Genomic DNA, 25,897 nt, shown 5'->3' on the forward strand with positions numbered 1-25,897 from the left:
TCTGGAAATCCACGAAGGTAAAACCCCCAAACCTGCCAAGCAGGCACCAGCGAATAGCAACCCTTTCAACCACCCAGACGCGATGCGCCGCTTCCGTATTCTGGAGGATATCGAGGCTCTGGAGCGTGCACTGGATTACCCTTGGGATAAATGGACATTATTCCTGCACCCAAGTCAGCAAGAACTGGTCGAGCGTGAATTTAAAGGACCTGCGCGAGTTACAGGATCAGCTGGCACTGGTAAAACCATTGTGGCGCTGCATCGCGCTATGCATCTGGTGAGCCAGAATGACGACAAACGTGTTCTGCTCGCGACCTATTCGAGCCTTTTAGCGAATGTATTGAGAGAACGCTGCAAAAGACTTATTTCCGAGAAACGCCAACTCAGTCTCGGCGAGAGGCTTGAGGTCTATTCAGTCCGGGAGATAGCAGCACGGCTTTACAAGGCAAACCTTGGTCATTTTCAACTGGTAACTGAGGATCAACTTAACCAGCTACTCGCTGAGGCTGCACTCGCTGAAGAGACGGAATATTCTCAACGCTTTCTGATGGATGAGTGGTCTTACCTAATTGATGCCCTTCAGTTGAAGAGCTGGGAGACCTACCGCGATACTAAACGAACCGGCCGCAAGAGTCGCCTGAGTGAATCTAAACGCCAGCACCTCTGGTCAATCTTTCATAGAGTGTGGCAATCACTCGAGCACCAAGGGTTGATCACCGAAGCAACTATGTATACTCGCTTGGCTGAGAAGCTACTGCAGCAAAATCGAGTCATCTTCGATCATGTGCTGATCGACGAAGCTCAGGACTTAACCATCCCTCAACTCAAGCTGATCGCTGCATTAGGGCAGAACCGCCCTGACAGCCTGTTCTTCGCAGGAGACTTAGGGCAACGAATCTTCCAGCCTGGCTTTTCATGGAAAGCACTGGGTATCGACCTCCGTGGCCGTTCAAGCACGCTCAAAATTAACTACCGTACATCGCATCAAATCCGTAGGCAGGCAGACAGGCTTCTGGACAATGAAATCAGCGATACCGATGGAAACATTGATGATCGCAGCGGCACTATCTCACTCTTCAATGGCCCAGATCCAGTGATTGAACTCCTTGACGACGAGGCAGAAGAGAATCAGTTTGTGGGGGATAAAATACGCGAGTGGTTAGATTCCAATATAGCTGCTGAAGAAATTGGCCTTATCGTCCGTAGTCCTGGTCAATTCCACAGAGCACAAGCGGCATTGAGGATAGCTAACGCCGACTTCAACACAATGAGTAGGGCGATGGAATGGGTAACCGACAAGGTATCACTCTGCACCATGCACCTCGCCAAAGGTTTAGAGTTCAAATGCGTGTTGCTGATGGCGTGCGACGATGATGTATTACCACTGTCAGAGCGCATTGATGCTGTAATGGGGGACGAGCAGGCTATGAAAGAGGTCGACGATACAGAGAGACACCTTCTCTATGTAGCCTGTACCCGAGCACGTGATGAATTGGTAATAACCTCGGCGGGTATGGCCAGTGACTACCTGGATGACCTGTTAGGATAGGCGAACCGGTACATTGAACCTGACTATCTAACAAAAACGGACTATTGACACAAAAATGGCAAAGAGTACTATGCGCAAAACTGGATTGAACTTACCATAATGGTAAATACTCTGAAGAACATTAGTGCATACGAAGGTGAGCCTCCGATGAATCTGGAGCCTAGGTCTATAGATGACGGCCCTTTGTATGCAAAAGATAAGGTACTGAATGCCTTAACTCGAAAAGTCGTTCCGAAGCCTTTCACGAAAAAGTGCGTCCACGATCTTGAACGTTATAGTCTGGATCTGGAGAACGATGTTCCCGAGTTGATCCGTGAAGCGCTCACTGTGGGGAGGTTCATTGGATCTGAATGGTGCAAAGGTAAATCCCCTAAGCTAGTCATTGCATGCGATGCTTATAGCTTACATCGAAAAGAATGGGTCCAGTACGCACACAAAGAAATGTGCTTTGAATACTACGTGAAATTTGCTCTGAAGCGTCCAAAAGATGAGAACTCTGAACCGGAGCTCATATTGATCGCTTCTTGTCATCTTTCCGAAGAAAGGAGATGAATATGTCAGACTTAAGTCTTTGCCCTATCTGTGATGAGGGTCATCTTCACACTCGTTCTGAAGTGATCGAGGTTGAACATGCAGGCCGTTGTGGTTATATCAAGAGTCTACATTCCGAATGCGATGAGTGCGGTAGTGAAACTGCAACCGCGGCACAAGTACGTCAGAACAAGCGTGCCATGATAGCGTTTAAGAAGCAGATGGAAGGCCTTATGACAGGCGCAGAGGTGAAAGCGATGCGCCACTCTCTTGGCCTTAGCCAAGAACAGGCTGCACGTATGTTTGGCGGCGGTCCTGTTGCATTTTCAAAATATGAAAATGATGATGTTATTCAATCAGAGCCAATGAATAACCTCCTAAAGATCAGTAAAAGATTTCCGATGGCTGCAGCGTATTTAGCCAAGGAGGCCAAGGTAATACTAAAACATCATAGTCATCTCACGGCTGGATTTAATTCACGTTCATATGTGCGGCCTGAGCTCGGTCAAAATACACACTTTGTTCGCGAGCATATTTCTTCGAAGCAAATATTGAATTCGGATCGCTTTGAGATTGTCACTGAGGAATTTCAAAATGCCAGCTAATACGCTTACGGCATCTCCACTGCAGTTGAAACAAATGTTTTTTGCTCGTGTTCATTTCGAGGCAGAGAATAACGAAAAATTTCCAGATGGTGTCTGGGCACCCGAGTTTGACTTCTCAGGTGTTCAATTTGGCCATCACATTGAAGTCACTCCTGCTCAGAAACTCGAAAATAATCGATTTCAATATGTTATTGCAGTTGTCTTTCAAGTTTTTAACGAAGACGATAAAGCGAAACCTTGTCCTTATATTTTGGATATTGAAGCCAGAGCATTATTTGAAATGAACGCAATGGACGACGAAGAAAAGAGAGATAATCTAGCTCGTGTAAACGGTGCTTCGATGGTAATCGGTGCAATTCGAGAGCAAGTCTCTCTATTAACATCAAGATCGATATATGGACCATTGACACTACCAACCTTAAAAGTTGGAGTTTGATAGTTTTATTTCTTTAATAGTAAAAGCAATATTATTAAATAAGAAAGACAAAAAAGCCCCGTTTCCGGGGCTTTCGACTTTTTACTTCTAACAATACCCGCTGAGCTTACGCCTGCTGAGCTGATACCTGGCCGTGCTCTGTCAGCGCTTTAATGCCACTGATGCGGTTCGCTTCTGCAGCCAGTACCTTCTCTTCGTCGCTGGCGTATTTCTCATCCCACTCCAGCACTTTTGGCGTCATCAGGTAGTGCCACAACGGTGGAATCAGGGCGACGACGATGGTAGTCAGGTAGCCATTGATCATGGTCGGTGCTTCTGGGTAGGGACGCAGATCCTGGTATGGCACTTCACCGTGTGCGTGGTGGTGAGAGTGACGGGTCAGGTTGAACATGGTCCATGAAGAGAAGCGCTTGTTGGTGTTCCATGAGTGACGTGGCTGCACTGGCAGTTCTGGGTTGCGCACCATGCCGTAGTGTTCCATGTAGTTTACGATTTCCAGCAGCGCTTTACCGAACAAGCCCGCACCGATAAACAGCAGCATGGTTTCTACACCACCAGCCAGGAATGCCAGTGCAACAATGATGGCACTCATGCCGTAACCACGCAGTACCGAGTTACGGATCGACAGTGGGCTGTGACCCATTTTACGTAGACGCTCAGCTTCGAGTTTCAGTGCGCTGATGTTGCCCTTAATGGTCGATGCCAGTACGTGGAAATAGACGTTGCGGCCACGCGGTGCAGTGGCAGGATCTTTAGTCGTACTCACGTAACGGTGGTGACCGTAAACATGTTCAACGGCGAAGGCGACATCGAAGCTGAAAGCCAGCAACCAGCGACCAATAAACATTGAGGTCGGGTCCCAGGTACGATGCGTCAGTTCATGGCCGGTAATGGTGCCCACCATACCAATCATCAGGCCGGTCATAAGCAGAGCGCACAGATCTGACACCCAAGTGCCCTCGGCTTTAGCTGCCAGAACATCGTAACCGGTCAGGCTGGTGAGCATTTCTCCCAGACCGAACAGATCACCGGCACTCACCTGCCAGAAATAGGCAAAGACAATCAACGAAAGGAGAGGCAATGCTAACCAGAGCTGCGCAGTCAAAATACCCGGGTGTTTAAAGTCAGGAGTCGTTGTGTCATCCCCCAACACAGCGTCCAGTACGATATAGCCGCCGAAGATGGCGATCAGACCATAAATAATCCAGTCGGCGCCGAGGAACATTGCCGCTGCGGCAAGCAGACCAATGGCGTGAAAAAGAAAGTATTTGAGGTAATGGAACATAGGATTCTCCTTCCGTTATGCTCTTTTATGTTAGATTTAAATTCTGTCTTATCCGGCTTTTTGGGTATGCGAACGGTCGGTAAACCGGTCGCAATAAATTCCGTTTTCGCTCATGCCTAATTTCTTCAGGCAGCTTTCTGCAGCGTCCAACATAGGAGGTGGGCCGCACATGTAGGTTTGGGTAATGTCTGTTAATTCAGGAATAACATCCGTGACCAGACCGCGACGCCCTTCCCAACTGCTGCCTTCAGGCTCTTCAGACAGCACCGGGATAAAGCGGAAGCGGCCGGACCAGTTGCGCGAAATACGGGATATTTCTTCAAGCGCACACAGGTCTTTCTCGGTGCGCGCGCCAAACAGGAAGGTCACGTCACGGTCTATTTTGTGGTTCATGGCGTCTTCGAGAATCGCCAGTACCGGCGCTATGCCACTGCCACCAGCAATCATCAGCATTTCACCACCGCGTTTTTCACCCGCGTCCTGACGCAGATAAAAATCACCATAAGGGCCATCCACAGTCACTTTATCGCCGACAACGGCATGGTGATTCGCCCAGCCAGACATTTCGCCACCCGATACTTCACGGATAAAGAAACGCACATGGTTCCCCTGAGGCGGCGTCGCGAATGAATAGCTACGAGAACCTGAAGGCACAGCAGGTGTTGAAAACAGAGCGTATTGGCCAGGTACATAGGTGGTTTCTTCAGGCAAAGTCACCGTGACGCAGACCATGTCGGCGGTAAGCTTTTCAATCGCTGTTATTTCTCCTTCCTGCACATTTGCCACAGACGTGCCATCAGACAGGCCATCCACAAACACCGTCACGTCAGACTTCAGTTGTGACTGACAGCCGAGAATGTATTTCTGTTCGATATCCTCAGAGCTGAGAATAAAGGCCGCTGAGGTTAATTCTTTAACCTGGCCGTCCTGCAATTTGCACTTACAGGTTGCGCAACCACCCACTTTGCAGCTGTAAGGAAAACGAACGCCCTGACGCAGGGCAGCAGTCAGAATGGTCTCTTTCGGATTTACCGTGAACTCTCCAACGCCTTCGATGGTTAAGGTATGTGGTTTCGCAGATTTAAACAGCCCGAACATTGCTCTGTCTTCTCATTGTTAGATTGTTAGACAATCCTACAGTTGAAAACAAACATGAAAAGGTTTGATTCTGCCATCCACAGAGAAAATGGCTCATCACAGAGCACTGAAGGAAGCCAGTAGATGAGAATAAACCAACCGAAGAAAATGTAAGGAAAAGGATAAAAACCGGAAAATGTCCGGGTAAATAAAGTAATACCCAGAAGAAAAGATACGGAAAACAGGGAGAAGTAAGAGAAAGTGTTTATCAGCCAGAGCGGCTTCAGCACAGTGGTAGTAATGTGTCGCTCACTTGACCTGCATCAAGTGAGCCAAAGCCCCAGCTAGCACTGAGGACTCAATACAAGGCTAACGGCTTAAGACATGCCGTTTGGAAAATCTTCCAGGCCCGCAGTCAGTGCTTCGCGTTGAGGCGCAAGCGCTTCGGTGTAGGTCTTGAGTTGCTCAACCGCATAGTGGGCACGCTTCTCAAGATACTCATCTGATTCACGGCCCTTACCCTGCCAGAGTTCGGAGGCATCTCGAAGAATCAGATGCTCTGGCAACCAGAGTAAACGCGAGTTTTTGTAGCCGCTACCGCGAAGCTCAGCGACAACAAAGGCGCCACCGACCGACCCAGACACGGCAACCAGCAAAGCAGGTTTATGCGCAAACTGCGGATGGCTGCACCAGAGAAACAGGTTTTTTAATCCGGCAGGCGCCATGCCGTGCCACTCAGGAACCACAAACACCAGGCCGTCAGCCTGCGTAATTTTATTCTGTACTTCTTTGACCTGCTCATTCGCTTCGCGCTCGCCATTCCACAATGGAAGGTCCGCTTTGAAGAGATCAATCACGTCAGCGCCGCCGTCGAAGAAGCGCGTGTTCAGTTCTTGTGCCAGACGCAGGCTTTGTGCGCCATCACGATGGCTGGCGCTGATAATTGCGTAATTCGCCATAATTACCCCTTATAACTAATCCGTAAAGTTGCTTCTATTTCCGTGTCCAAAAGAGCGGAAAAGTTCGTTCAGGCCGCGTACGACGGACGCTCTTTCATTGCCGCGTACCAACGCTGGATATTGGGGTACTCGTCGCCGACCCGGACTTTAACAATGCGTGCAAAGTCGATGGCACAAATCGCAGTGATGTCGGCAATAGAAAACTGGCTGCCTGCTATCCACTCGTTATTAGCAAGCTGAGCATCCAGAACAGGCAAAGACTTCATGAAGTTTTTAGCGCTCTCTTTGCCGAAGTCTTCGACTGGCGTCATACGATCCTTAAAGAAGCCCGTAATGTGCTGGAAGGCAAACAGTGCAGGATAGAGAACCATAGATTCCATCCGGTGCTCCCACATATGAATGATGGCACGCTCTTTTGGTGTGGTCCCAAAGAGGCTGCCTTCATCGGAAACTTCATCAAGGTAACGACAAATAGCCGGCGTTTCTGACAGGCACAAGCCGTCGTCCAGCTCCAGAACCGGCACTTTAGCGAATGGGTTCTTCGCACAGAACTCCACTTTAAGGTTGTCACCAGCGCCGAGATCTAGTTCTTCACGGTCATAGGTAATGCCTTTTTCAGCTAATACCATACGTACACGACGCGGGTTCGGGGCGTGCGGGTTATCATAAAGTTTCATAGAGCAATGGCCTCTGCCTGAGTAAGTAACGTCTCAAGCTACCCAGAGGCTATATAGCGGTCAAGTTCGACAACTTATTGTTGTCCAGATATAGCTAATGCGGTGGCGACTGCTGCAGTGCGGTTTTCTACACCCAGCTTGCGGAATACGGGTTCGAGATGCTTATTCACTGTACGGGGGCTCATCTCAAGTATCTGGGCAATCTCCTGATTGGTCTTACCCCGGCTAAGCCAGAACAGTACCTGAGTTTCACGATCCGTCAGATCAAACGCCGCCTTAAGCGCCTGCCGTGCCGCCACTTCTTCATTGAGTACGAAACGCATCAGATATTCACCGGGCAGCGGGCGCCCGAGATAGCGCACACTGACTTCGGCCTGCTCAGAGGTCAATCGCAAGGTCGCGTTGCGCTCCGGCGAGCGGGTCAGCCAGGTAGGCAGATCCTGGCTTAATACAGGCTGCCAGCTTTCAAGGTCTGCACCTGTGCTTTCCAGAAGCTCTTCTGCGACGCGCGTCGCCCACAGTAAAGTGCCATTCACGTCACAGGCAAAGGCGGGCTGCCCCATTTCTTCAAGTGCACGACGAGCACTCTTTGTTTTCATCGCCGTCGACAGGTGCACCTGAACACGCGCTAACATTTCATCGAGGTTCACAGGCTTGGTCAGATAGTCGACGCCACCAGCCTCAAGCCCTTTTAAGACATCACTGCTGTCGCTCAGCCCGGTGAGAAAAATGACCGGGACATCTTCGCTATCAGGCGATGCCTTGAGAGCACGACAGGTTTCAAAGCCATCCATGCGAGGCATTACTCCATCCATCAGAATCAGATCGGGCGTCATCAACCGTGCGATATTCAATGCCTGCTCACCATCCATAGCGACTAAAACGGTATACCCTGCCCCTGCCAACGCCTCATTCATAAAGGCCAGAGACTCCGGTGTATCGTCGACGATCAGAATAGTGCCAGAAGTTGTAGCACCAAGTTTAGCCGAGCCTGCTTCAGGACTCATGGTTTTTTACTCCCAATACTGTGCTCATCAGTATTATCTTGTGACTTCGGAGATTGAGCATCCAGGCGCGCAGCGCACATGGCGTGGACGTCAGCAAAGCGGAATGAGGTAATACAACGCTTCAGCTCTCTGACGAATTCAGGGTCCAGCTGTTCCTGCTCGCAAGCCTCGACCAAAGTCTCCAGCCCAGCCACATAGCCGAGCTGAGAAAATGACATAAATTCGCGTAGCCTCGCATCAGTGAGAGGAGCGACCCTTGCCTGCTCCGGGACGTCCTCAGGGCTGCCTTCATAAATCCAACTGAGATCCAGCTGTCGCGCAATTTTATCGAGTAATACCTGATCCTTCATCGGTTTGATCAGATAGTCATCATTCAAACGTCGGCCCGGTTCAGAAAATGCCCCGTTTCCTTCAGCAGAAATCCGGTCTTCCGCATCAGCAGATACCATAATCACAGGCGCCGAAAATCCATCGTTACGTAGCTTCTGCAACAGGGTCCAGCCGTTGCGGCCCGGCATCGAAATATCCAGTAGCAGAAGATCGACTCTGGCCTCACCAAGCACAGCCTCGCATTCATCGGCACCGGAGGCTTCGAGCACGGTAAACCCGAGGGGCGATAAGGTCTCACTGATCAGCCCACGATGTGATGGTTCATCATCCACAGTGAGTACGACTCGTTTATCGCCTTCATAACCAATGATTTTCTGTGCCGGCGCTGCGGGTTTATCAGCAAGGTGAACTTTTCGTTCAATGCTGGATAGCATCATGGTTAAGCGGAACGTACTGCCGGAACCCGGTGCGCTTTTCAGTGTGATTTCACCGCCCATAATATCGGCAAGTAATTGACTGATCGTCAGGCCAAGACCGGTGCCCGGCTGCTGCGGATGGCCAGGTTTGCGAATACGTTCAAACGGTTGGAATATCTTTTTGTGCTCTTCTGCGCTGATCCCCGGCCCGGTGTCTTTTACCGTAAATTCAGCAACCTGGCTACGGTATTTTACGCTCAGCGAAACACCGCCGGTCTCCGTATATTTCACGGCATTCGATAAAAGGTTAGTGAGAATCTGGCGCAGATGTTTTTCGTCGGTACGTACCATATCCGGTAAATACGCCGGCGCCTCGTACGTAAACGTAATGCCCTTGGCGACCGACTGCAGACGGAACATTTCGGCGAGATCATTCAATAAGCGCTTGAGGTTGACTTCATCACGACGAATCTCAAGCCGCCCGGCTTCGATGCGCGACAGGTCGAGCAAGCCTTCAATCAGGTCAGCAAGATATTCGCCACTACTGCGGATCAGACTTATCTGACGTTGCTGTTTATCACTGAGGCCGTCACTTTTTTCGAGTAACTGAGCGTAACCCAGCACAGAATTCAGTGGGCTTCTTAACTCGTGACTGATACCACCGAGATAGCGACTTTTTGCCAGGTTAGCAGCCTCTGCTAATTCTTTCGCCTGCTGCAAAGCACGGTCTGTCTCTTCATGCGCAGCAATTTCCTGCGATAACAGATCCGTCTGTTTTGTGGCTTCATCTAGCGCTAACTCGCGACTCTCGTTAGCGAGTACAAATAACCAGATCAGAACACCGACGATAATCATCAACAATACGTAAACCTGCAACAGACTACTGCCAAGCAAAGCCTGCATGCTGTTATCAGAAGGTGCCTGCATGTACACCAACCAGAACAGGAGCCCAACGATGCCACCGATAATGGTCAATAAACCCGAAAACTGCAGAATACGAGGGTTAAGACGATGTACTAAGCGGTCGGGAAGTAGGGTCGTCAGCGTCGCGGCAATCTGATCGCTGAAGCGTGCGTTTTCTTTGCACTGGTCGTGGCAGCGTGATTCCAGCGTGCAGCATAACGAGCAGATGTGCCCGTTGTAAGCCGGGCACACGGCGATATCTTCGCGGTCGAATTCGTTCTCGCAGACGCTGCAGGTTAACTGCTCAGTGGCTGGTGACAGCGGAATAATCTCACGCGCAAGATAGTATTTACCGCCGGTGATCAGAGCGATAACAGGTGCCAGAAAGAACGCAGTAAATAAAGAAATAAACGAAGACAGCGCCTGTGCCGTCTCACCCCAGATACCGGTAAATGACAAAATGCCGCACAAGGATGCGAGCACCATAGCGCCAAAGCCCACCGGGTTAATGTCATAAAGGTAGGCACGCTTGAACTCAATATGCTTCGGGCTCAGGCCTAACGGTTTATTAATCACAAGATCGGCAACCAGTGCGCCGACCCAGGCGACTGCGACATTCGAATAGATGCCTAAGATATGCTCGAGTGATTCGTACACTCCAAGCGCCATCACCAGAATGGCAATCATCACGTTGAAGAAGAGCCAGACAACACGCCCCGGGTGGCTGTGGGTAAGACGTGAAAAGAAATTCGACCAGGCGATTGAACCCGCGTAGGCGTTAGTGACATTAATCTTCACCTGACAGAGCACTACAAAAATCCCCGTCAGTGCCATCACCGCCAGTGGTGATTCGGTCAGGTAGCTGAACGCAACAGCGTACATGTGGGTCGGGTCACCCGCCTCGTCGTAACCCAGCCCGTGACTGAGTGCCAGCACAACCAGAAATGATCCGGCCATGATTTTAATGGCGCCCATCAGAATCCATCCCGGCCCGCCGATAATCAATGCAGTCCACCAGCGTAGTCGCTGATCCGGTTTCGGCTCCGGCAAAAAGCGCAGGAAGTCGACCTGCTCTCCGATTTGAGCAATCAACGAAAAGATGACGGCAGATGCGGCACCAAAATAGATCAGACTGACGCCGTTGCCCTCTGACGGTGCAACCGGCGATTCAAAGTTGATCCAGTCGCTGATGGCCTGAGTTTCCTGCCAAAGAATGAACACGAACGGCGCCAGCTGAAGCAGAAACCAGAGGGGTTGAGTCCATAGCTGAAACCGTGAAATCAGGGTAATACCGTGAGTTACCAGCGGAATCACGATCAAGGCACTGATCAGGTAGCCAAGCCACAAGGGCACCGAAAAGAGGATATCCATGGCCGACGCCATGATGGCAGCTTCGAGCGCCATAAAGATAAAGGTGAAAGATGCGTAGATCAGCGAAGTCACCGTCGAGCCGATATAGCCGAATCCGGCTCCCCGGCTGAGCAGATCAATATCGACCCCATAGCGGGCCGCGTAATAACTGATGGGAATTGCCGTCAGGAAGATAATGGCCGACACCACCATGGTCGCCAGAAGCGCCGCATGGACGCCATAGACCAGAGTAATCGCTGCTCCGATGGCTTCCAGCGCCAGGAACGAGATTGCGCCAAGTGCGGTGTTGGATACCCGTGCCGACGACCAGCGGCGGGCGTTCTTACCCGTAAAACGAAGTGCAAAGTCTTCGAGGGTCTGGTTGGCAACCCAGCGATTGTAGTTACGGCGGGTAGTCAGTAGTTGTGGGTTTGCCATCCGGTCTCCAGGAAGTCTGCTGTCGCGCTCATAAATCTGCTATCGCGTTCATAAAATCTGTTATCGCATCCTGGCGACTTATCTTATTCATATCCCGTGCCAACTCGTATGCGTCAAATGACGTACCCCGGTGGAGCGTTCAACGAATGTTCCAAAACCGTCGCTACAGGCAATCTGAAAAGGTCACAGCAACCACAAACTACCTAAGTGAGGCCTGACTATGCGACTACCAACCTTTGAAAACACAGCGCTTGCACGGCGCGGTTTTCTGAAAAATTTACTCGCAATACCTGCCGCTCTGATGCTTGCACATACAAGTGTTCCAGCGCTGGCGGACGAAGTGAACAGCACTGGGCTGGCAGTAACGGACGATACCGTTAAAGTCGGTATTCTACACTCAGTTACTGGCACCATGGCGATCAGTGAAACAGGTTCAGTACAAGCTGAGAAGCTTGCCATTGAACAGATCAACGCCATGGGCGGTGTACTGGGTCGTAAGATCGAATACATTCAGGAAGACGGCGCCAGTGACTGGCCAACCTTCGCTGAGAAATCCAAGAAGCTCCTGGTTCAGGATAAAGTCGCGGCCGTTTTCGGTTGCTGGACTTCAGCGTCACGTAAAGCCGCTCTGCCAGTCTTTGAGCAGTATAACGGTATGCTCTACTACCCGACTTTCTACGAAGGTCTGGAACAGTCTCCTAACGTGATCTACACAGGTCAGGAAGCGACTCAGCAGATTCTTGAAGGTCTGGACTGGGCAGCCCGTGAAAAAGGCGCGAAGAAATTCTACCTGCTCGGCTCTGACTACATCTGGCCACGTACCTCAAACAAAATTGCACGTAAGCACATCGAAAACGTACTCGGCTCTAAAGTTGTGGGCGAAGAGTACTACCCACTGGGTCACACTCAGTTCAACTCAGTGATCAACAAAATCAAGCTGAAAAAGCCTGACGTTGTATTCATCTCAGTGGTAGGCGGTTCTAACGTTGCTTTCTATAAACAGCTGAAAGCGGCCGGTATCGACATGGGCAAAGAGAAGCCACTGTTCCTGACCATCTCAGTCACAGAGGATGAAATCCTCGGTATTGGCGGTGAGAACATTGAAGGTATCTACGCTTCAATGAAGTACTTCCAGTCTCTGCCTAACGAAAACAACCAGGCGTTCGTAAAAGCATTTAAAGAACGCTGGGGTGACGACATCGTGATCGGTGACGTAACTCAGGCAGCTTACCTTGGCCCATGGTTATGGAAAGCAGCGGTCGAAAAAGCCGGTTCTTTCGATATCGATAAAGTCCGTGAAGCCTCTCCTGGTATCGAGCTGACAACAGCACCAGAAGGTTACGTCCGTGTTCACAAAAACCACCACCTCTGGTCGAAAACCCGTATCGGTCTCGCCGAGCCTGACGGTCAGTACAAAGTGGTTTATGAAAGTGATGAACTGATCGAGCCTGATCCATTCCCTGAGGGTTACCAGTAAAACCCCACGCATGACCCGGGCTGAGTTTTCTCAGCCCACCCTTCCGGTAGCGCGCCGGTAACCACCAGCCGCTACCGAATTCTGATCCACCGGGGAGAAACATCATGTTTGCCGAATATTCTGCATCCGAGCTTACCTCCATCTTTGCTATGCAAGGTTTTGCCGGACTTATCCTGTTTTCTGTTTTTGTTCTGATGGCACTCGGTCTGGCGATTATTTTCGGCCAGATGGGTGTGATCAATATGGCACACGGCGAATTTATGATTCTCGGTGCTTACGTTACCTACATAATTTCAAATCTGTTTGCTGACTACCTGCCAAGTATTTATGGCAGTTACTTCTTTCTGGCCATGATAGTGGCCTTCTTTGTCACGGCCGCTCTCGGGGCCTTTGTCGAGTGGGCGATGATACGCCATCTTTATCACCGCCCTCTGGATACTCTGCTTGCTACCTGGGGCCTGAGCCTGATTCTGCAACAACTCTACCGCACCGTATTTGGCGCGCGTGAAGTAGGCGTCACTCTGCCTGACTGGTTGATGGGTTCGTACCCGGTAACCGACATGGTTGAAGTGCCGGTGAACGGTCTGTTTGTGATGGGCCTGACGATCGTGATTACCGTCGGTGTTGCATTAATGATGCAGAAATCCCGTCTGGGTAAACAAACCCGTGCGGTTGTACAGAATCGTCCGATGGCTGCTGCTGTTGGTATTAATACCGAGAAAGTTGACCGTCTGACCTTCGCACTCGGTTGCGGCATCGCAGGCATCGCAGGTTCTGCGTTCACCATGATCGGTTCTACCGGTCCGACGTCAGGTCAGCTATATATCGTTGATACCTTCCTTGTTGTTGTGTTCGGTGGTGCATCCAGCCTTCTGGGTACCGTCGCCTCGGCCTTCACCATCTCTCAGGCCCAGTCAACGATGGAATTCTTCCTCAGCGGTTCCATGGCCAAAGTACTCACCCTGCTGTTTGTGGTCGGCATTCTGATGCTTCGTCCTCAGGGTCTGTTCACTCTCAAAGTACGTCACTGAGCAGGAGCATAACGTATGAATAAATTTGCCGATTTTATTGCCCGCAATCAGTACAGCCACATGATCATTCTTGCAGTTCTGCTGCTGGTGATCCTGCCGCTGTCGATGGATATCTTCCGCCTTAACCTGGTGGGTAAATATCTCACTTACGCTTTCGTTGCTCTTGGTCTGGTTCTTTGCTGGGGCTACGGTGGCATTCTCAGCCTCGGTCAGGGGGTATTCTTTGGCCTGGGCGGTTACTGCATGGCGATGTTCCTGAAACTGGAAGCCTCGTCACCTGAAAATACTGCGATTCAGTCTACTCCTGGTATTCCGGACTTTATGGACTGGAACCAGCTCACCGAACTGCCATGGTTCTGGGAACCCTTCCACAGCTTTGGCTTTACTCTGTTCGCTGTTATTGCTGTGCCTGCTGTCTTCGCTTTTATCATTGCTGTTGCCATGTTCAAGCGTCGTGTCGGTGGTGTGTACTTCGCCATTATCACGCAAGCGGTTGCGGCCATCCTGACCATCCTGATTATCGGTCAGCAAGGCTACACCGGCGGCGTAAACGGTATTACCGACCTACGCACACTGCATGGCTGGGATATCCGCACCGACGAAGCAAAATACATCCTCTACTACATCAACGCACTGCTGCTGTTTCTCGCCCTGTTTGTTGCCGCCTTTGTGATTAAAAGCAAACTCGGTCGCTTATTAGTCGCGATGCGTGAAAGTGAAGAGCGCGTTCGTTTCTCTGGCTACGACGTCTCTGGCTTCAAGATTTTTATCTTCTGCCTGGCCGCTGCGATTTCAGCTGTCGGCGGTGCCATGTTTACTCTGCAGGTTGGCTTTATGTCGCCTACCTTCGTCGGCATCGTACCATCGATTGAAATGGTGATTTTCTGTGCACTGGGTGGTCGTCTGTCAATCCTCGGCGCTGTGTACGGCACCCTTCTGGTGAACTGGGCGAAAACCAGCTTTTCCGAATCCTTCCCTGAACTCTGGTTGTTCGCTATGGGCGCTCTGTTCATCGGTGTGGTGATGGCCTTCCCGAATGGTCTGGCCGGTGTCTACCAGCGTTACATCGAACCTCTGCTGCTGAAAATGAGCAAGAAAGACGATTCACCTTCGGCACCAACGCCTGCAGCGAAAGATGCTTCATCCGACAAAGCAGATAACGGCGAAGAGACCCTGACTTCTGAGGAGCGCAAACATGCTTGAGTCAACGAAATCCATTCCAGCAAAAGACTTTGTCTTGAGCGTAGAAGGTCTGACTGTGTCCTTCGATGGTTTTAAAGCAGTGAACGATTTATCGCTGTACGTCGAAGAACAGGAAATCCGCGTCATTATCGGCCCTAACGGGGCCGGTAAGACGACGGTACTGGATCTCATCTGTGGCCGTACCAAGGCCACTGAAGGTTCGATTAAATTTAAGGGTAAAGAATTAACCAAGCTAAACGAGCACCAGATTGTTCACGCAGGCGTTGGTCGGAAATTCCAGAACCCATCCATCTATGAAGACCTGACGGTATTCGAAAACCTTGAGCTGTCGTTCCCTCGCGGCCGCAACGTCTGGGGTGCCCTCTTTTTCCGTCGCGATAAAGAGGTCGTCGACAAAGTAAAAGAAATCGCCGACATGATTTTTCTCGGCGACAAACTGGATACCTCAGCCGACCTGCTCTCTCACGGTCAGAAGCAGTGGCTGGAAATTGGCATGCTGCTGATCCAGGACCCCGAACTGCTGATGCTGGACGAGCCGGTTGCAGGTATGTCGGTCTCTGAGCGTAAACAGACAGCAGACCTGCTGCACCGTATTACCAAAGACCGCTCAGTACTTGTGATTGAACACGATATGCAATTCGTTGCCGACATTGCCGACCGGGTGACCGTACTTCACCAGGGCAAGGTTTTATCTGAAGGCTCAATGGACCGGGTGCAGTCTGACCCGAAAGTCGTTGAAGTTTATCTCGGTCACTAAGGAGGCCTGCCATGCTGCAATTAAACGATTACTCAGTGGCCTACGGCCAGAGCACCATCATTGATGGTATGAACCTGACCCTTAAAGAGAACGAAATCATCGCCATCCTCGGTCGTAATGGCATGGGAAAAACCACATTAATGAAATCCCTGATTGGCATGATTCCAAGCAAGGGAGGCACGGTTAAATTAGCAGACAAAGAACTGTCGCCATTAAAGAGTCACGAGCGTGTCAGTGCTGGTCTGGCATTCGTGCCACAAGGTCGCATGATTTTCTCGACCATGACGGTAGAAGAAAATATCGAAACCGGACTGACCAGCACCGGTGAGCGCAACATTCCATCTGACCTCTACAGCATATTCCCGGTGCTGGATGAAATGAAACATCGCCGCGGTGGCAACCTGTCGGGCGGTCAGCAACAACAGCTTGCGATCGCACGAGCGCTGGCAAGTAACCCGGATGTTCTCATTCTGGATGAACCAACCGAGGGGATTCAGCCCAGCATCATTAAAGATATGGCCAAAACGCTGAAACAGATACGTACACAGCGTGGCTTGTCGATTCTGGTTTCCGAGCAGGTACTCAGTTTTGCACTGGATGTCGCTGACCGGATTCTGGTGATTGAAAAAGGAAAAATTGTACTGGACGTACCGGTCGAAGAAGCCGACCAGGAAACCATTTCAAAATACCTTTCTGTTTAAGCGGAGAACATTATGCGTCACGGTGATATTTCCAGTAGCCCAGATACCGTTGGTGTTGCGGTCGTTAATTACAAAATGCCACGTCTTCACAGTAAAGCTGAAGTCCTCGACAACGCCCGCAAAATTGCCGACATGATCAAGGGCATGAAAGTCGGATTGCCCGGTATGGATCTGGTCGTATTCCCGGAATATTCAACCATGGGAATCATGTACGACGAAGAGGAAATGTATGCCACTGCTGCCACTATCCCGGGTGATGAAACGGACATCTTCGCAGCTGCCTGCAAAGAGGCCGATACCTGGGGCATCTTTTCACTGACAGGTGAACAGCACGAAGAACACCCGAATAAAGCGCCTTATAACACGCTAGTCCTGATCAATAACGAAGGCGAAATTGTTCAGAAATATCGTAAGTGCATTCCGTGGTGCCCGATTGAAGGCTGGTATCCCGGTGACCGTACTTATGTAAGTGAAGGTCCTAAAGGGTTAAAAATCAGTCTGATCATCTGTGATGACGGTAACTATCCGGAGATCTGGCGCGACTGTGCCATGAAAGGCGCAGAGCTGATTGTTCGCTGTCAGGGCTACATGTACCCAGCCAAAGAACAACAGATCATGATGGCGAAAACCATGGCATGGGCAAACAACTGCTACGTAGCTGTCGCCAATGCAACAGGCTTCGACGGTGTCTATTCCTACTTTGGTCACTCTGCTCTGATCGGCTTCGATGGCCGTACACTCGGCGAATGTGGCGAAGAAGACATGGGTGTCCAGTACGCCCAATTATCTGTGTCACAGATTCGCGACGCCCGTAAAAACGATCAGTCGCAGAATCATTTGTTCAAACTTCTGCACCGTGGATACAGCGGTGTTCATGCCTCGGGCGATGGTGACAAAGGCATTGCCGATTGCCCATTCGAGTTCTATCGCACCTGGGTAACCGATGCTGAAAAAGCCCAGGCCGATGTCGAAGCCATGACGCGCACAACAGTCGGCGTAGCAGATTGCCCGGTCGGTACTCTGCCCGTTGAAGAGCGCTCAATGGAGGCTGGCGAGTAATCGCCAGATTGCCGATGGTCTTTGTCACTGATCGCATTCGTTCACAGACACAATCGCAGAGCCAACCGCTTCTGTCGCGGTTCGCTTTTCAGCCGGCTGAAGTATCAGCTCACCTGAAAGCATGTATCCGTAGTCAGGATGCCGTGATTGATCGGCTTGAATCGCAACTGAATGTGATCAGTGCCGGACTTAACGACCGTCGGCGCCCGCTTCTCTCAGCTTTATTTATCGGCGCGACCGGCGTTGGTAAAACCGAAATGGTGCGACAGGTTGCGCAGGCGATTCACGGTCGCAGCGATGCTTTCTGTCGTATCGATATGAATACTCTCGCACAGAGCCACTACAGTGCTGCTATTACAGGGGCACCTCCGGGCTATGTGGGCAGCAAAGAAAACCTCAGCTTACTTAATGAAGAACTGATCAGTGGCACAAGCTCGCGCCCGGGCATTGTCCTGTTCGATGAAATAGAAAAAGCAGACCACTCGGTGGTACTGAGTCTGATGAATATCCTCGACAACGGCACCCTGAAGCTGGCGTCGGGACAGAAGTCGATCAGTTTTACCAATACGCTGGTGTTTATGACGAGTAATGTCGGCAGTCGCCTCGCTGAGTCATTACGCTGGCTGGACTCCGTTCCCGGAGTTAACCGCAGTGGTCTTTATAAACGCGCACTGGAGCGCCATTTTAATACGGAGTTTATCAACCGCATTGGCATTATTGAGTACTTCTCTGCACTGACATCGGAGGATATGCCGAGTCTGGTTGAAGGCCTTGAGCAGTCGCTGAATTCTCAACTGAAACGCCACAACACCAGTATTGAACTTGAACCGGCGGCTCGTGATTTTATCGTCATGACATCCGGATTCCGTAAGTACGGTGCCCGCGCCATCGAACGTCGTTTCCGCGACCTGGTTATTACCGAGGTGGCTCGTCACCTCACTGCGCACAACGACACTATGAATACACACCTGCAGGGCGTTCTGTCTGAACGACAGATCACTCTGCTCCCGGTTTCCCTTGCGGAAACGCACTCTGAATTCCCTTCCGAACCGGAATTTACCCCGAAAAGCCCCAAGGCTACCTAAGGAGAAAACCATGACTGATACCATCATTAAAATTGATCTCAGTAAATCCGCTTATGAAAATGACCAGGTTCACAACCGCTGGCATCCGGACATTCCGATGGTAGCAACCGTAAAACCCGGTGATGACTTCATTGTTGAATGTTATGACTGGACCGGTGGTCAGATTGAAAATAACGACGACGCTTCCGACGTCCGTGATGTCGACCTGAGCCAGGTTCACTTCTTATCCGGCCCGATTAAAGTCGAAGGCGCAGAGCCAGGCGATCTTCTCGAAGTTGATATTCTGGACATCGGTGCTTTCCCTGATAACCAGTGGGGCTTCAATGGTTTCTTCTCGAAAAAGAACGGCGGTGGCTTCCTGACCGATCGCTTCCCGGAAGCACAGAAATCCATCTGGGACTTCAACGGCATGATGACCAGCTCACGTCACGTTCCAGGCGTTGAGTTTGCCGGTATTCTCCACCCCGGTCTGATCGGCTGTCTGCCAGACAAAAAAATGCTGGATATGTGGAATACCCGTGAAAAAGCTTTAGTTGACACCGACCCAGAACGCGTCCCTGAACTGGCGACACTGCCTTATGCAGAAACGGCTCACATGGGTCGTTTATCGGGCGATGAAAAAGCCAAAGCGGCAGCCGAAGGCGCGCGTACTGTTCCTCCTCGTGAGCACGGTGGTAACTGTGATATTAAAGACCTGACACGCGGCTCTAAAGTCTATTTCCCTGTCTATGTTGATGGTGCAGGCCTGTCTGTGGGTGACCTTCACTTCTCACAGGGTGACGGCGAAATCACCTTCTGTGGCGCGATTGAAATGGCGGGCTGGATTCACATGCGCGTTAATATCATCAAAGATGGTATGGCGAAGTATCAGGTTAAAAATCCAATCTTTAAGCCAAGTAAGATGGTACCGAAATACGACGATTATCTGATTTTTGAAGGTATTTCTGTTGATGAAGACGGTAAACAGCATTACCTGGATACTAGCATTGCCTATCGTCAGGCCTGTCATAACGCGATTAACTACTTAACTCAGTTCGGTTATAGCGAAGCTCAGGGTTACGCCATCATTGGTTGTGCACCGGTACAGGGCCACATCAGTGGTGTGGTTGATATTCCGAACTCCTGTGCGACGCTTTGGTTACCAACCGATATCTTCGAGTTTGACGTGCAGCCGAATTCCGAAGGGCCTAAGAAACACCTCGATGGCAGCATCGATATTCCAAAAGCGCCGGATCTTTAATAAGGGGATTTAACTATGCCACTCTATGACTATAAATGCCCTGAGCACGGTGTATTCCAGGAACTGGCTTCGATGGAGCACCACGATAAACCCGCGTTCTGCCCGCAATGCCAGACTATGTCTGCGCGGGTGATTGTGTTGCCACCAGAGATTGCCAGCATGATCAAAGAGCGGCGGGAAGCCATGGAAGCGAACGAAAAAGCAAGTCACTCACCTGAGGTTATGACCGCCGGTGAATTCCATGCGCGCGAGAAGGAAAAGCAGGAGCGCCATGCCCACAAGCATGGTAGCAACTGTGGTTGCAACGCGAAAAAACGTCGGAGCAATCTGATGTATACCGCGGAAGGCAACAAGATGTTCCCCTCGATGCGGCCATGGATGATCAGTCACTGACAGCTCATTACAGCTCTCGAATCACCTTGCAGTTTTTTCGGGGCTGTTTCTGAGACGATCAGTGTTTTGAGACTTCCCCGGGCATCTGCCCGGGGCTTTTTGATAAGGCGACGAAGTAAACCTGTCGCCTTATTTAACCGATAAAAGATTTATCAGTCGGCTTTACGTGCAGGCGCGTTTCCGCCTTTACGGTGAGGCTTACGTGGCTTGTCTTTAAAGTCGCGGCTGCCTTTAAAATCACGGTCTTTAGAACCTTTGCCTTTAAAGCCGCCGTCACGGCGCTTAGGACCACCCGGCTTACGCTCAGGAATACCCGCCTCGCCTTTAAACTCTTTAATTTCCAGTGCACGGCCACACACGCGCGCATTGCGCAGTGTTTTCATTGTTTCTGGTGGCATGCCCGCTGGCAGGTCAACGATAGAGTAATTTTCCAGAATCTCGATGTGACCAATATAACGGCTTTCCAGATCCGCCTCATTGGCTACCGCACCAACCAGATTACCCGGACGCAGGCCGTCGTCGTATCCGACGCCAACCATGTAACGCACCATATCGACATTTGGCTGACCTTTTAATGGCAGCGGATTAATGTCTGGTGTCGCCTTACGGCCACGGCTACCGCGATCACCTCTGTCGCGAGGTTCACGCTGCTGACGAGGTTCACGATCATCGCGGTCACGTTTTTTGCGTTCCTGCATTTTCTGATCGGCTTTTTCATCAATAAACAGCGCTTTGTCACCCTGAATCAGGCTGGCGCAAGCGGCAGCAACGTCGAGTGCATCGACCGGATGCTCGGTCAGTACAGACTCAATAATCTCGCGGTAAAGTGCATTTTTCTCAGTGTTGAGAGCATCAATAATACGCGCTCGGAAAGCTTCGCGACGCTTTGCATTCACCTGGGCTGCGCTTGGCAACGGCATTTCTTCAATCGGCTGACGCGTGGCTTTTTCAATATCACGCAGCATGCGCTTTTCACGACCACGTACAAATACAATCGCTTCACCTTCACGACCGGCACGGCCAGTACGACCAATACGGTGAACGTACGACTCTGTATCCTGTGGAATGTCGTAGTTGATAACGTGGCTGATGCGTTCAACGTCAAGACCACGAGCGGCAACGTCGGTCGCCACAATCATGTCGAGCTTGCCTGCTTTCAGCTTTTCAACAGCGCGTTCACGCTGCTGCTGCGGAATGTCGCCGTTCAGAGGCGCACAACGGAAGCCGTTCGCAGCCATAAAGTCAGCCACTTCTTCCGTTGCTTGCTTGGTGCGCACGAAAATCATCATGGCATCAAAGTCTTCGGTTTCGGCGATACGCAGCAGTGCGTCGTTCTTATGTACACCACCTACAAACCAGTAACGCTGACGGATACGGTCATTGGTGGTTGTCTTTGATTCAATCTTCACCTGTACCGGTTCGTTCAGGTGAGTTTCAGCGACACGCTGGATTTCTTTTGGCATGGTTGCCGAGAACAGAGCGACCTGGCGTTTCGCCGGTGCCTGCTCCAGAATCCAGTTTACGTCGTCAATAAAGCCCATGCGCAGCATTTCATCGGCTTCATCAAGCACGACGGCCTTGATGTCAGCCAGACTCAGCGTGCCGCGACGCAGGTGATCCATAACACGACCCGGCGTACCAACCACCCACTGTGGTCCGCGCTTAAGATCACGCAGCTGGCTACCATAGTCTGAACCGCCATAGATTGCGGTCACATTGATGCCACTCATGTGCTTGCTGTAGGTTTTAGCGGCTTCCGCTACCTGCTGAGCAAGCTCTCGGGTTGGCGCCAGTACCAGCACCTGTGGTGTGCGGAAGTCTGGGTTGGTTCGTACCAGCAGTGGCAACGCGAATGCTGCGGTTTTACCGGTACCCGTCTGGGCCATACCCAGAACGTCTTTGCCTTCCAGCAACGGCGGAATACTGTTTGCCTGAATGGCAGAAGGAGTTTCGTAACCCAGCTCTTCAAGAACACGGAGTACAGGAAATGGCAGGCCCAGGCTCGCAAAGCCTGTGCTGTTCGAATCGGTCATATTTTCACCTGTGTACAATCGCTTAGGGGCTTACCGTTGACGGTCAGTTCTCTGCTGTCCGTGCAATGCTCAATGAGGCATCTGTTGACCCCGAACACCCCTCAGGGTGCTGCTGACACGGTGTTGCCCGACGATCTGATTTAAAAGGGTGGCGGAGTATACACAAATGATGGGGCTTTTGCTCGTCTATTTTGCGCTTATGGACAGTGCCTGCGTATAATCGCCCGCCAGATCCACAGGAGAATCTAAAATGTTAAAAGTAAACGAGTATTTCGACGGCAAGGTGATGTCGATTGCCCTGCAGACCGAGACGCTGCCAGCGACTGTTGGCGTTATGGAGCCAGGCGATTACGAATTCGGCACCAGCCAGAAAGAAGTCATGACTATCGTGTCAGGCAAGATGGACGCTCTGCTCCCAGGCAGCGAAGAGTGGCAGACCTTCACTAATGGTGAATCCTTCGAGATTGAAGCTAACGTGAAGTTCAAAGTCCGCCTGTCAGGTCAGACGGCTTACTTCTGTACTTACGAGTAAGTTGCTCGGGTACAAGTCTTGGGTACAGGTGTAAGTACCTGAGCGTCGTTATCGGGCAGACAACCGCCCGATAACGCTGAGACGTCATCAGTTAAGTCTCAGTTCTTCTACCGGCACCGGGCGACTGAAGAAGAACCCCTGGCAGGTTTCACAGCCGTTATCCCTCAGGAAGTGCAACTGACCTTCCGTCTCGACACCTTCAGCCAGCACCTGTAAACCCAGGCCTTTCGCCATCTGAATGATGGTACGGGTAATGACTTTTCCTTCATCTTCAATTTCGACGCTCTGAACGAAGCCTCGGTCGATCTTGAGCTTATCAACCTGATAACGATGCAGATAAGACAACGAAGAGTAGCCAGTTCCGAAATCATCAATCGCCAGAGCCACCCCTAAGGCTTTCAGGCCCGAAATCGTACCCAGCACCTGAGAACTCGGTTCCAGTAAGGCCCCCTCAGTAATTTCCAGCTCAAGCCAGCTGGGATCAATGCCGGTTTCCTCCAGCAATGCCGTCAGACGCCCCACAAGGCCACCGGCCATAAAGGTTGGCTGGGTGATGTTTACCGCAACGGTAATCTTATCGATACCTTCCTTTTGCCAACTGGCAATCTGACGGCAGGCGACGCCCAGTACATAGCTGTCCAGATCAGGCATCATGCCGCCCTCTTCCGCCACAGGAAGGAAGCGCCCCGGCGGAATGATTTCGCCGTCCGGCGTATGCCAGCGGATCAGTGCTTCAACTCCAACAACGCGACCTTCGGTGAGCTCTACCTGAGGCTGATAATACAATCTCAACTCATCTTCTGTAGTGAGTGCCTGGCGCAAACGGTTGCCCAGTTCAAGACGGTCAGCAACGACCTGAGTCATTTCGTTGCTGTAGACCTTGTACATATTGCGGCCTTCTTTCTTAGCCTCGTACATAGCCACATCGGCGTTACTGAGCAGCTGAGTAACATCCGCCCCATGATCCGGGAACATGGTGACACCTATACTGGCGCCGATATAAAAATCTTTACCAACCCCCACATCAAAAGGTGTCTTGAGCAACTCAAGAATAATACCGGCAACGTTCTCGATCTGAGAGACGTTACCCACACTTTCCAGCACGACAACAAAATCATCACCACCCTGACGTGCAACGGTATCCGAATCTCTCAACCTTTGGCGCAGACGTTTGGCAAAGTCCTGCAACAAACGATCGCCCGCGGGATGTCCGAGGCTATCATTAATGTGCTTAAAGTGATCCAGATCGATCGCAATCACTCCGACCTTGCGCTGATTAATCGTGGCATCAGCGATCGCACCTTCGAGGCGACTCAACAGTAAATGGCGATTAGGAAGATTGGTTAAAGAGTCGTAATTTGATAAATGTTTGAGTTGTTGTTCGTGCTCTTTTATGCGCGACATATCCGAGAATACACCGACGTAATGCGTCACTCGTTTCTGTTCGTCACGCACCAATGTCAGAGTTAGCCACTGAGGATAGCTTTCGCCGTTTTTACGCGTATTCCAGATTTCACCGCGCCAGTAACCGCGTTCATTCAACTGACTGTTAATACGCTGGTAAAATTCCCGATTGTGCCGACTGGAGCGAAGAAAACCAAGATCTTTGCCCAGAGCTTCTCGTTCAGAATATCCGGTAATGGTACTGAACGCCGGATTAACCGCTTCAATTTTCTGGTCAGCATCGGTAATCACCACACCTTCCATTGAAAACTCGAACACCGTCATCGCCAGGCGCAGGCGATTCTCCCGTGCCTGCTGTTCAGTAATATCCTGCACCGAACCAACACGAGCAACAACCCGGCCCTCAGCATTAACAATAACTTCAGCACGGCCGTGAATAACTTTCTCTGCTCCGGACGGTAAGCTGATCCGATAGGTCATGTCCGACGGCTTACACTCGTTCATGCTTTCCGTGAGTGTCTGCGCAACACGCTCTATATCTTCGGGGTGAATGTACTCGAAATACTGAGAAAGACTGACGACTTCAAGATTTTCATCCTGCTCAAAAATTGCTGCCGTTTGGGGAGTAATAGTGATCTGATCGTTTTCAACGTCGTCATACCAGGAACCAATATTGGCAAGACGCTCTGTCTGACGTAAAAGATGCTCACGATCTTCGAGTACTTCCATGACATGCAGGCGTTCCTGCATAAGCAGGCAGAACTGCGCGAACGTTCCCAGCTGAGTCAGCTTACGTGGAGAAAGGCGCTGTGTAGGATCATCGAACGTGAGAAATAACCAACCAGTCACGCCATAGTCATTTAACAGGGGAATAGTAGAGAGGCGGTTGCCTCCGAGATAATGACGTAATGCTTCTTCGTCCGCATTTTCATCATCAGCAAAAGAGCAGCGTGGAGATATACTGCCACCCTCCATAGACCATCCATCGCGAATAACCGTCGCCAGTTGCTCCGTATCATTCGGTGACACAGCAACGGCCAGCTCGGGACGTTTTCCTGAGCCGTCTGTCGCGATATAGAGTGCAGCCGCCCTGGCCTTGAGGACTCGGGCCATCTGGAACAACGCTCCCTCAACGTCAGTCGCAAAGGTTGCGGCACGGGTAGTAATAAATACCCGCATGGTTCTCTCCAGAATGGTTTCCAGACGCAAATCAGCCGCACCGAAACGTCCACCATTGGTGACGCCAGCGCGACGACTTTCTTCTTCTACGCGTTTCCATCCCTCACTAGGCTGATATTTCCCTTCAGCTGTTGAGGTCAGCACAACCATACAAATTCTCTGACTCCTGATATTACTGTCTCTGGCACACCCTGATGACCCGTGGTCATATGAATATCAGACGAGCCTTACTACTTAATG

At 50.9% G+C, this 25,897-nt stretch carries 21 protein-coding genes; 13 read left to right on the forward strand and 8 right to left on the reverse strand.

Annotated features, from left to right (window positions below; translation table 11 throughout):
* The 3 genes from B2067_RS05790 to B2067_RS05800 form a co-directional block, all read left to right on the forward strand.
* On the forward strand, positions 1-1,549 hold a 1,549-nt coding region (locus B2067_RS05790; RefSeq protein WP_301387770.1), incomplete at its 5' end, for a 3'-5' exonuclease.
* Between the two features lie 554 nt (positions 1,550-2,103).
* Positions 2,104-2,685: a type II toxin-antitoxin system MqsA family antitoxin gene (locus tag B2067_RS05795; RefSeq protein ID WP_297534080.1), complete on the forward strand. Its 582-nt coding sequence runs from the start codon at positions 2,104-2,106 to the stop codon at positions 2,683-2,685.
* Complete coding sequence (locus B2067_RS05800; protein WP_297534078.1) at positions 2,675-3,121, forward strand: hypothetical protein; 447 nt, start codon at positions 2,675-2,677, stop codon at positions 3,119-3,121. Before B2067_RS05795 ends, B2067_RS05800 begins: the two co-directional genes overlap by 11 nt.
* Before the next feature lie 106 nt (positions 3,122-3,227).
* On the opposite strand, the gene B2067_RS05805 is transcribed toward B2067_RS05800, so the two are convergent.
* The 6 genes from B2067_RS05805 to B2067_RS05830 all read right to left on the reverse strand — a co-directional run bounded on the left by B2067_RS05805 (position 3,228) and on the right by B2067_RS05830 (position 11,563).
* Entirely contained in the window at positions 3,228-4,406 is a 1,179-nt protein-coding gene (locus B2067_RS05805; protein ID WP_297534076.1) for an alkane 1-monooxygenase, read from the reverse strand.
* 48 nt (positions 4,407-4,454) lie between these two features.
* Positions 4,455-5,504, reverse strand: a complete 1,050-nt coding sequence (locus B2067_RS05810) for a 2Fe-2S iron-sulfur cluster binding domain-containing protein (protein WP_301387771.1) — start codon at positions 5,502-5,504, stop codon at positions 4,455-4,457.
* A gap of 356 nt (positions 5,505-5,860) precedes the next feature.
* On the reverse strand, positions 5,861-6,442 hold the full coding sequence (locus B2067_RS05815; protein WP_068436076.1) for an NADPH-dependent FMN reductase: 582 nt from the start codon (positions 6,440-6,442) through the stop codon (positions 5,861-5,863).
* Between the two features lie 68 nt (positions 6,443-6,510).
* Positions 6,511-7,119: a glutathione S-transferase family protein gene (locus B2067_RS05820; protein ID WP_068436074.1), complete on the reverse strand. Its 609-nt coding sequence runs from the start codon at positions 7,117-7,119 to the stop codon at positions 6,511-6,513.
* 74 nt (positions 7,120-7,193) lie between these two features.
* Complete coding sequence (locus tag B2067_RS05825; protein WP_301387772.1) at positions 7,194-8,126, reverse strand: response regulator transcription factor; 933 nt, start codon at positions 8,124-8,126, stop codon at positions 7,194-7,196.
* Positions 8,123-11,563, reverse strand: a complete 3,441-nt coding sequence (locus B2067_RS05830; RefSeq protein WP_301387774.1) for a hybrid sensor histidine kinase/response regulator — start codon at positions 11,561-11,563, stop codon at positions 8,123-8,125. The genes B2067_RS05825 and B2067_RS05830 overlap by 4 nt, the downstream gene beginning before the upstream one ends.
* A gap of 220 nt (positions 11,564-11,783) precedes the next feature.
* Here B2067_RS05830 and urtA point away from each other — a divergent pair, with 220 nt between their 5' ends.
* From urtA to B2067_RS05875, 9 genes are all read left to right on the forward strand, one after another.
* Positions 11,784-13,040, forward strand: a complete 1,257-nt coding sequence (gene urtA, locus B2067_RS05835; RefSeq protein WP_076515075.1) for an urea ABC transporter substrate-binding protein — start codon at positions 11,784-11,786, stop codon at positions 13,038-13,040.
* 104 nt (positions 13,041-13,144) lie between these two features.
* Complete coding sequence (gene urtB, locus B2067_RS05840) at positions 13,145-14,071, forward strand: urea ABC transporter permease subunit UrtB (protein ID WP_297534069.1); 927 nt, start codon at positions 13,145-13,147, stop codon at positions 14,069-14,071.
* A 15-nt stretch (positions 14,072-14,086) separates the two neighbouring features.
* Positions 14,087-15,274, forward strand: coding sequence for an urea ABC transporter permease subunit UrtC (gene urtC / locus B2067_RS05845; protein ID WP_301387775.1), 1,188 nt, complete (start codon positions 14,087-14,089; stop codon positions 15,272-15,274).
* On the forward strand, positions 15,267-16,031 hold the full coding sequence (gene urtD, locus B2067_RS05850) for an urea ABC transporter ATP-binding protein UrtD (RefSeq protein ID WP_076515078.1): 765 nt from the start codon (positions 15,267-15,269) through the stop codon (positions 16,029-16,031). Before urtC ends, urtD begins: the two co-directional genes overlap by 8 nt.
* Before the next feature lie 11 nt (positions 16,032-16,042).
* Positions 16,043-16,732, forward strand: coding sequence for an urea ABC transporter ATP-binding subunit UrtE (urtE, locus tag B2067_RS05855; protein ID WP_297534067.1), 690 nt, complete (start codon positions 16,043-16,045; stop codon positions 16,730-16,732).
* 12 nt (positions 16,733-16,744) lie between these two features.
* Complete coding sequence (locus tag B2067_RS05860) at positions 16,745-17,791, forward strand: aliphatic amidase (RefSeq protein WP_301378055.1); 1,047 nt, start codon at positions 16,745-16,747, stop codon at positions 17,789-17,791.
* A 14-nt stretch (positions 17,792-17,805) separates the two neighbouring features.
* On the forward strand, positions 17,806-18,876 hold the full coding sequence (locus B2067_RS05865; RefSeq protein WP_301387778.1) for an AAA family ATPase: 1,071 nt from the start codon (positions 17,806-17,808) through the stop codon (positions 18,874-18,876).
* 10 nt (positions 18,877-18,886) lie between these two features.
* Positions 18,887-20,116 (forward strand): formamidase, encoded by a 1,230-nt coding sequence (fmdA, locus tag B2067_RS05870; protein WP_076515082.1) that lies wholly within the window; start codon positions 18,887-18,889, stop codon positions 20,114-20,116.
* Positions 20,117-20,131: 15 nt separating this feature from the next.
* The gene (locus B2067_RS05875) at positions 20,132-20,509 is read left to right on the forward strand and encodes a zinc ribbon domain-containing protein (protein ID WP_068435725.1); all 378 of its coding nucleotides are present in this window, start codon (positions 20,132-20,134) and stop codon (positions 20,507-20,509) included.
* A 152-nt stretch (positions 20,510-20,661) separates the two neighbouring features.
* On the opposite strand, the gene B2067_RS05880 is transcribed toward B2067_RS05875, so the two are convergent.
* Entirely contained in the window at positions 20,662-22,542 is a 1,881-nt protein-coding gene (locus tag B2067_RS05880; RefSeq protein ID WP_297534059.1) for a DEAD/DEAH box helicase, read from the reverse strand.
* A 250-nt stretch (positions 22,543-22,792) separates the two neighbouring features.
* Between B2067_RS05880 and B2067_RS05885 the strand changes: the two genes are divergently transcribed.
* Positions 22,793-23,074: a pyrimidine/purine nucleoside phosphorylase gene (locus B2067_RS05885; protein ID WP_076515084.1), complete on the forward strand. Its 282-nt coding sequence runs from the start codon at positions 22,793-22,795 to the stop codon at positions 23,072-23,074.
* Between the two features lie 87 nt (positions 23,075-23,161).
* Here the strand turns inward: B2067_RS05885 and B2067_RS05890 are convergent, their stop codons facing one another.
* Positions 23,162-25,807, reverse strand: coding sequence for a bifunctional diguanylate cyclase/phosphodiesterase (locus B2067_RS05890; protein ID WP_297534055.1), 2,646 nt, complete (start codon positions 25,805-25,807; stop codon positions 23,162-23,164).
* Between the last annotated feature and the right edge of the window lie 90 nt (positions 25,808-25,897).

The sequence above is a fragment of the Thalassolituus sp. UBA2590 genome, assembly GCF_002339775.1.
Classification (GTDB): domain Bacteria; phylum Pseudomonadota; class Gammaproteobacteria; order Pseudomonadales; family Oceanobacteraceae; genus Thalassolituus.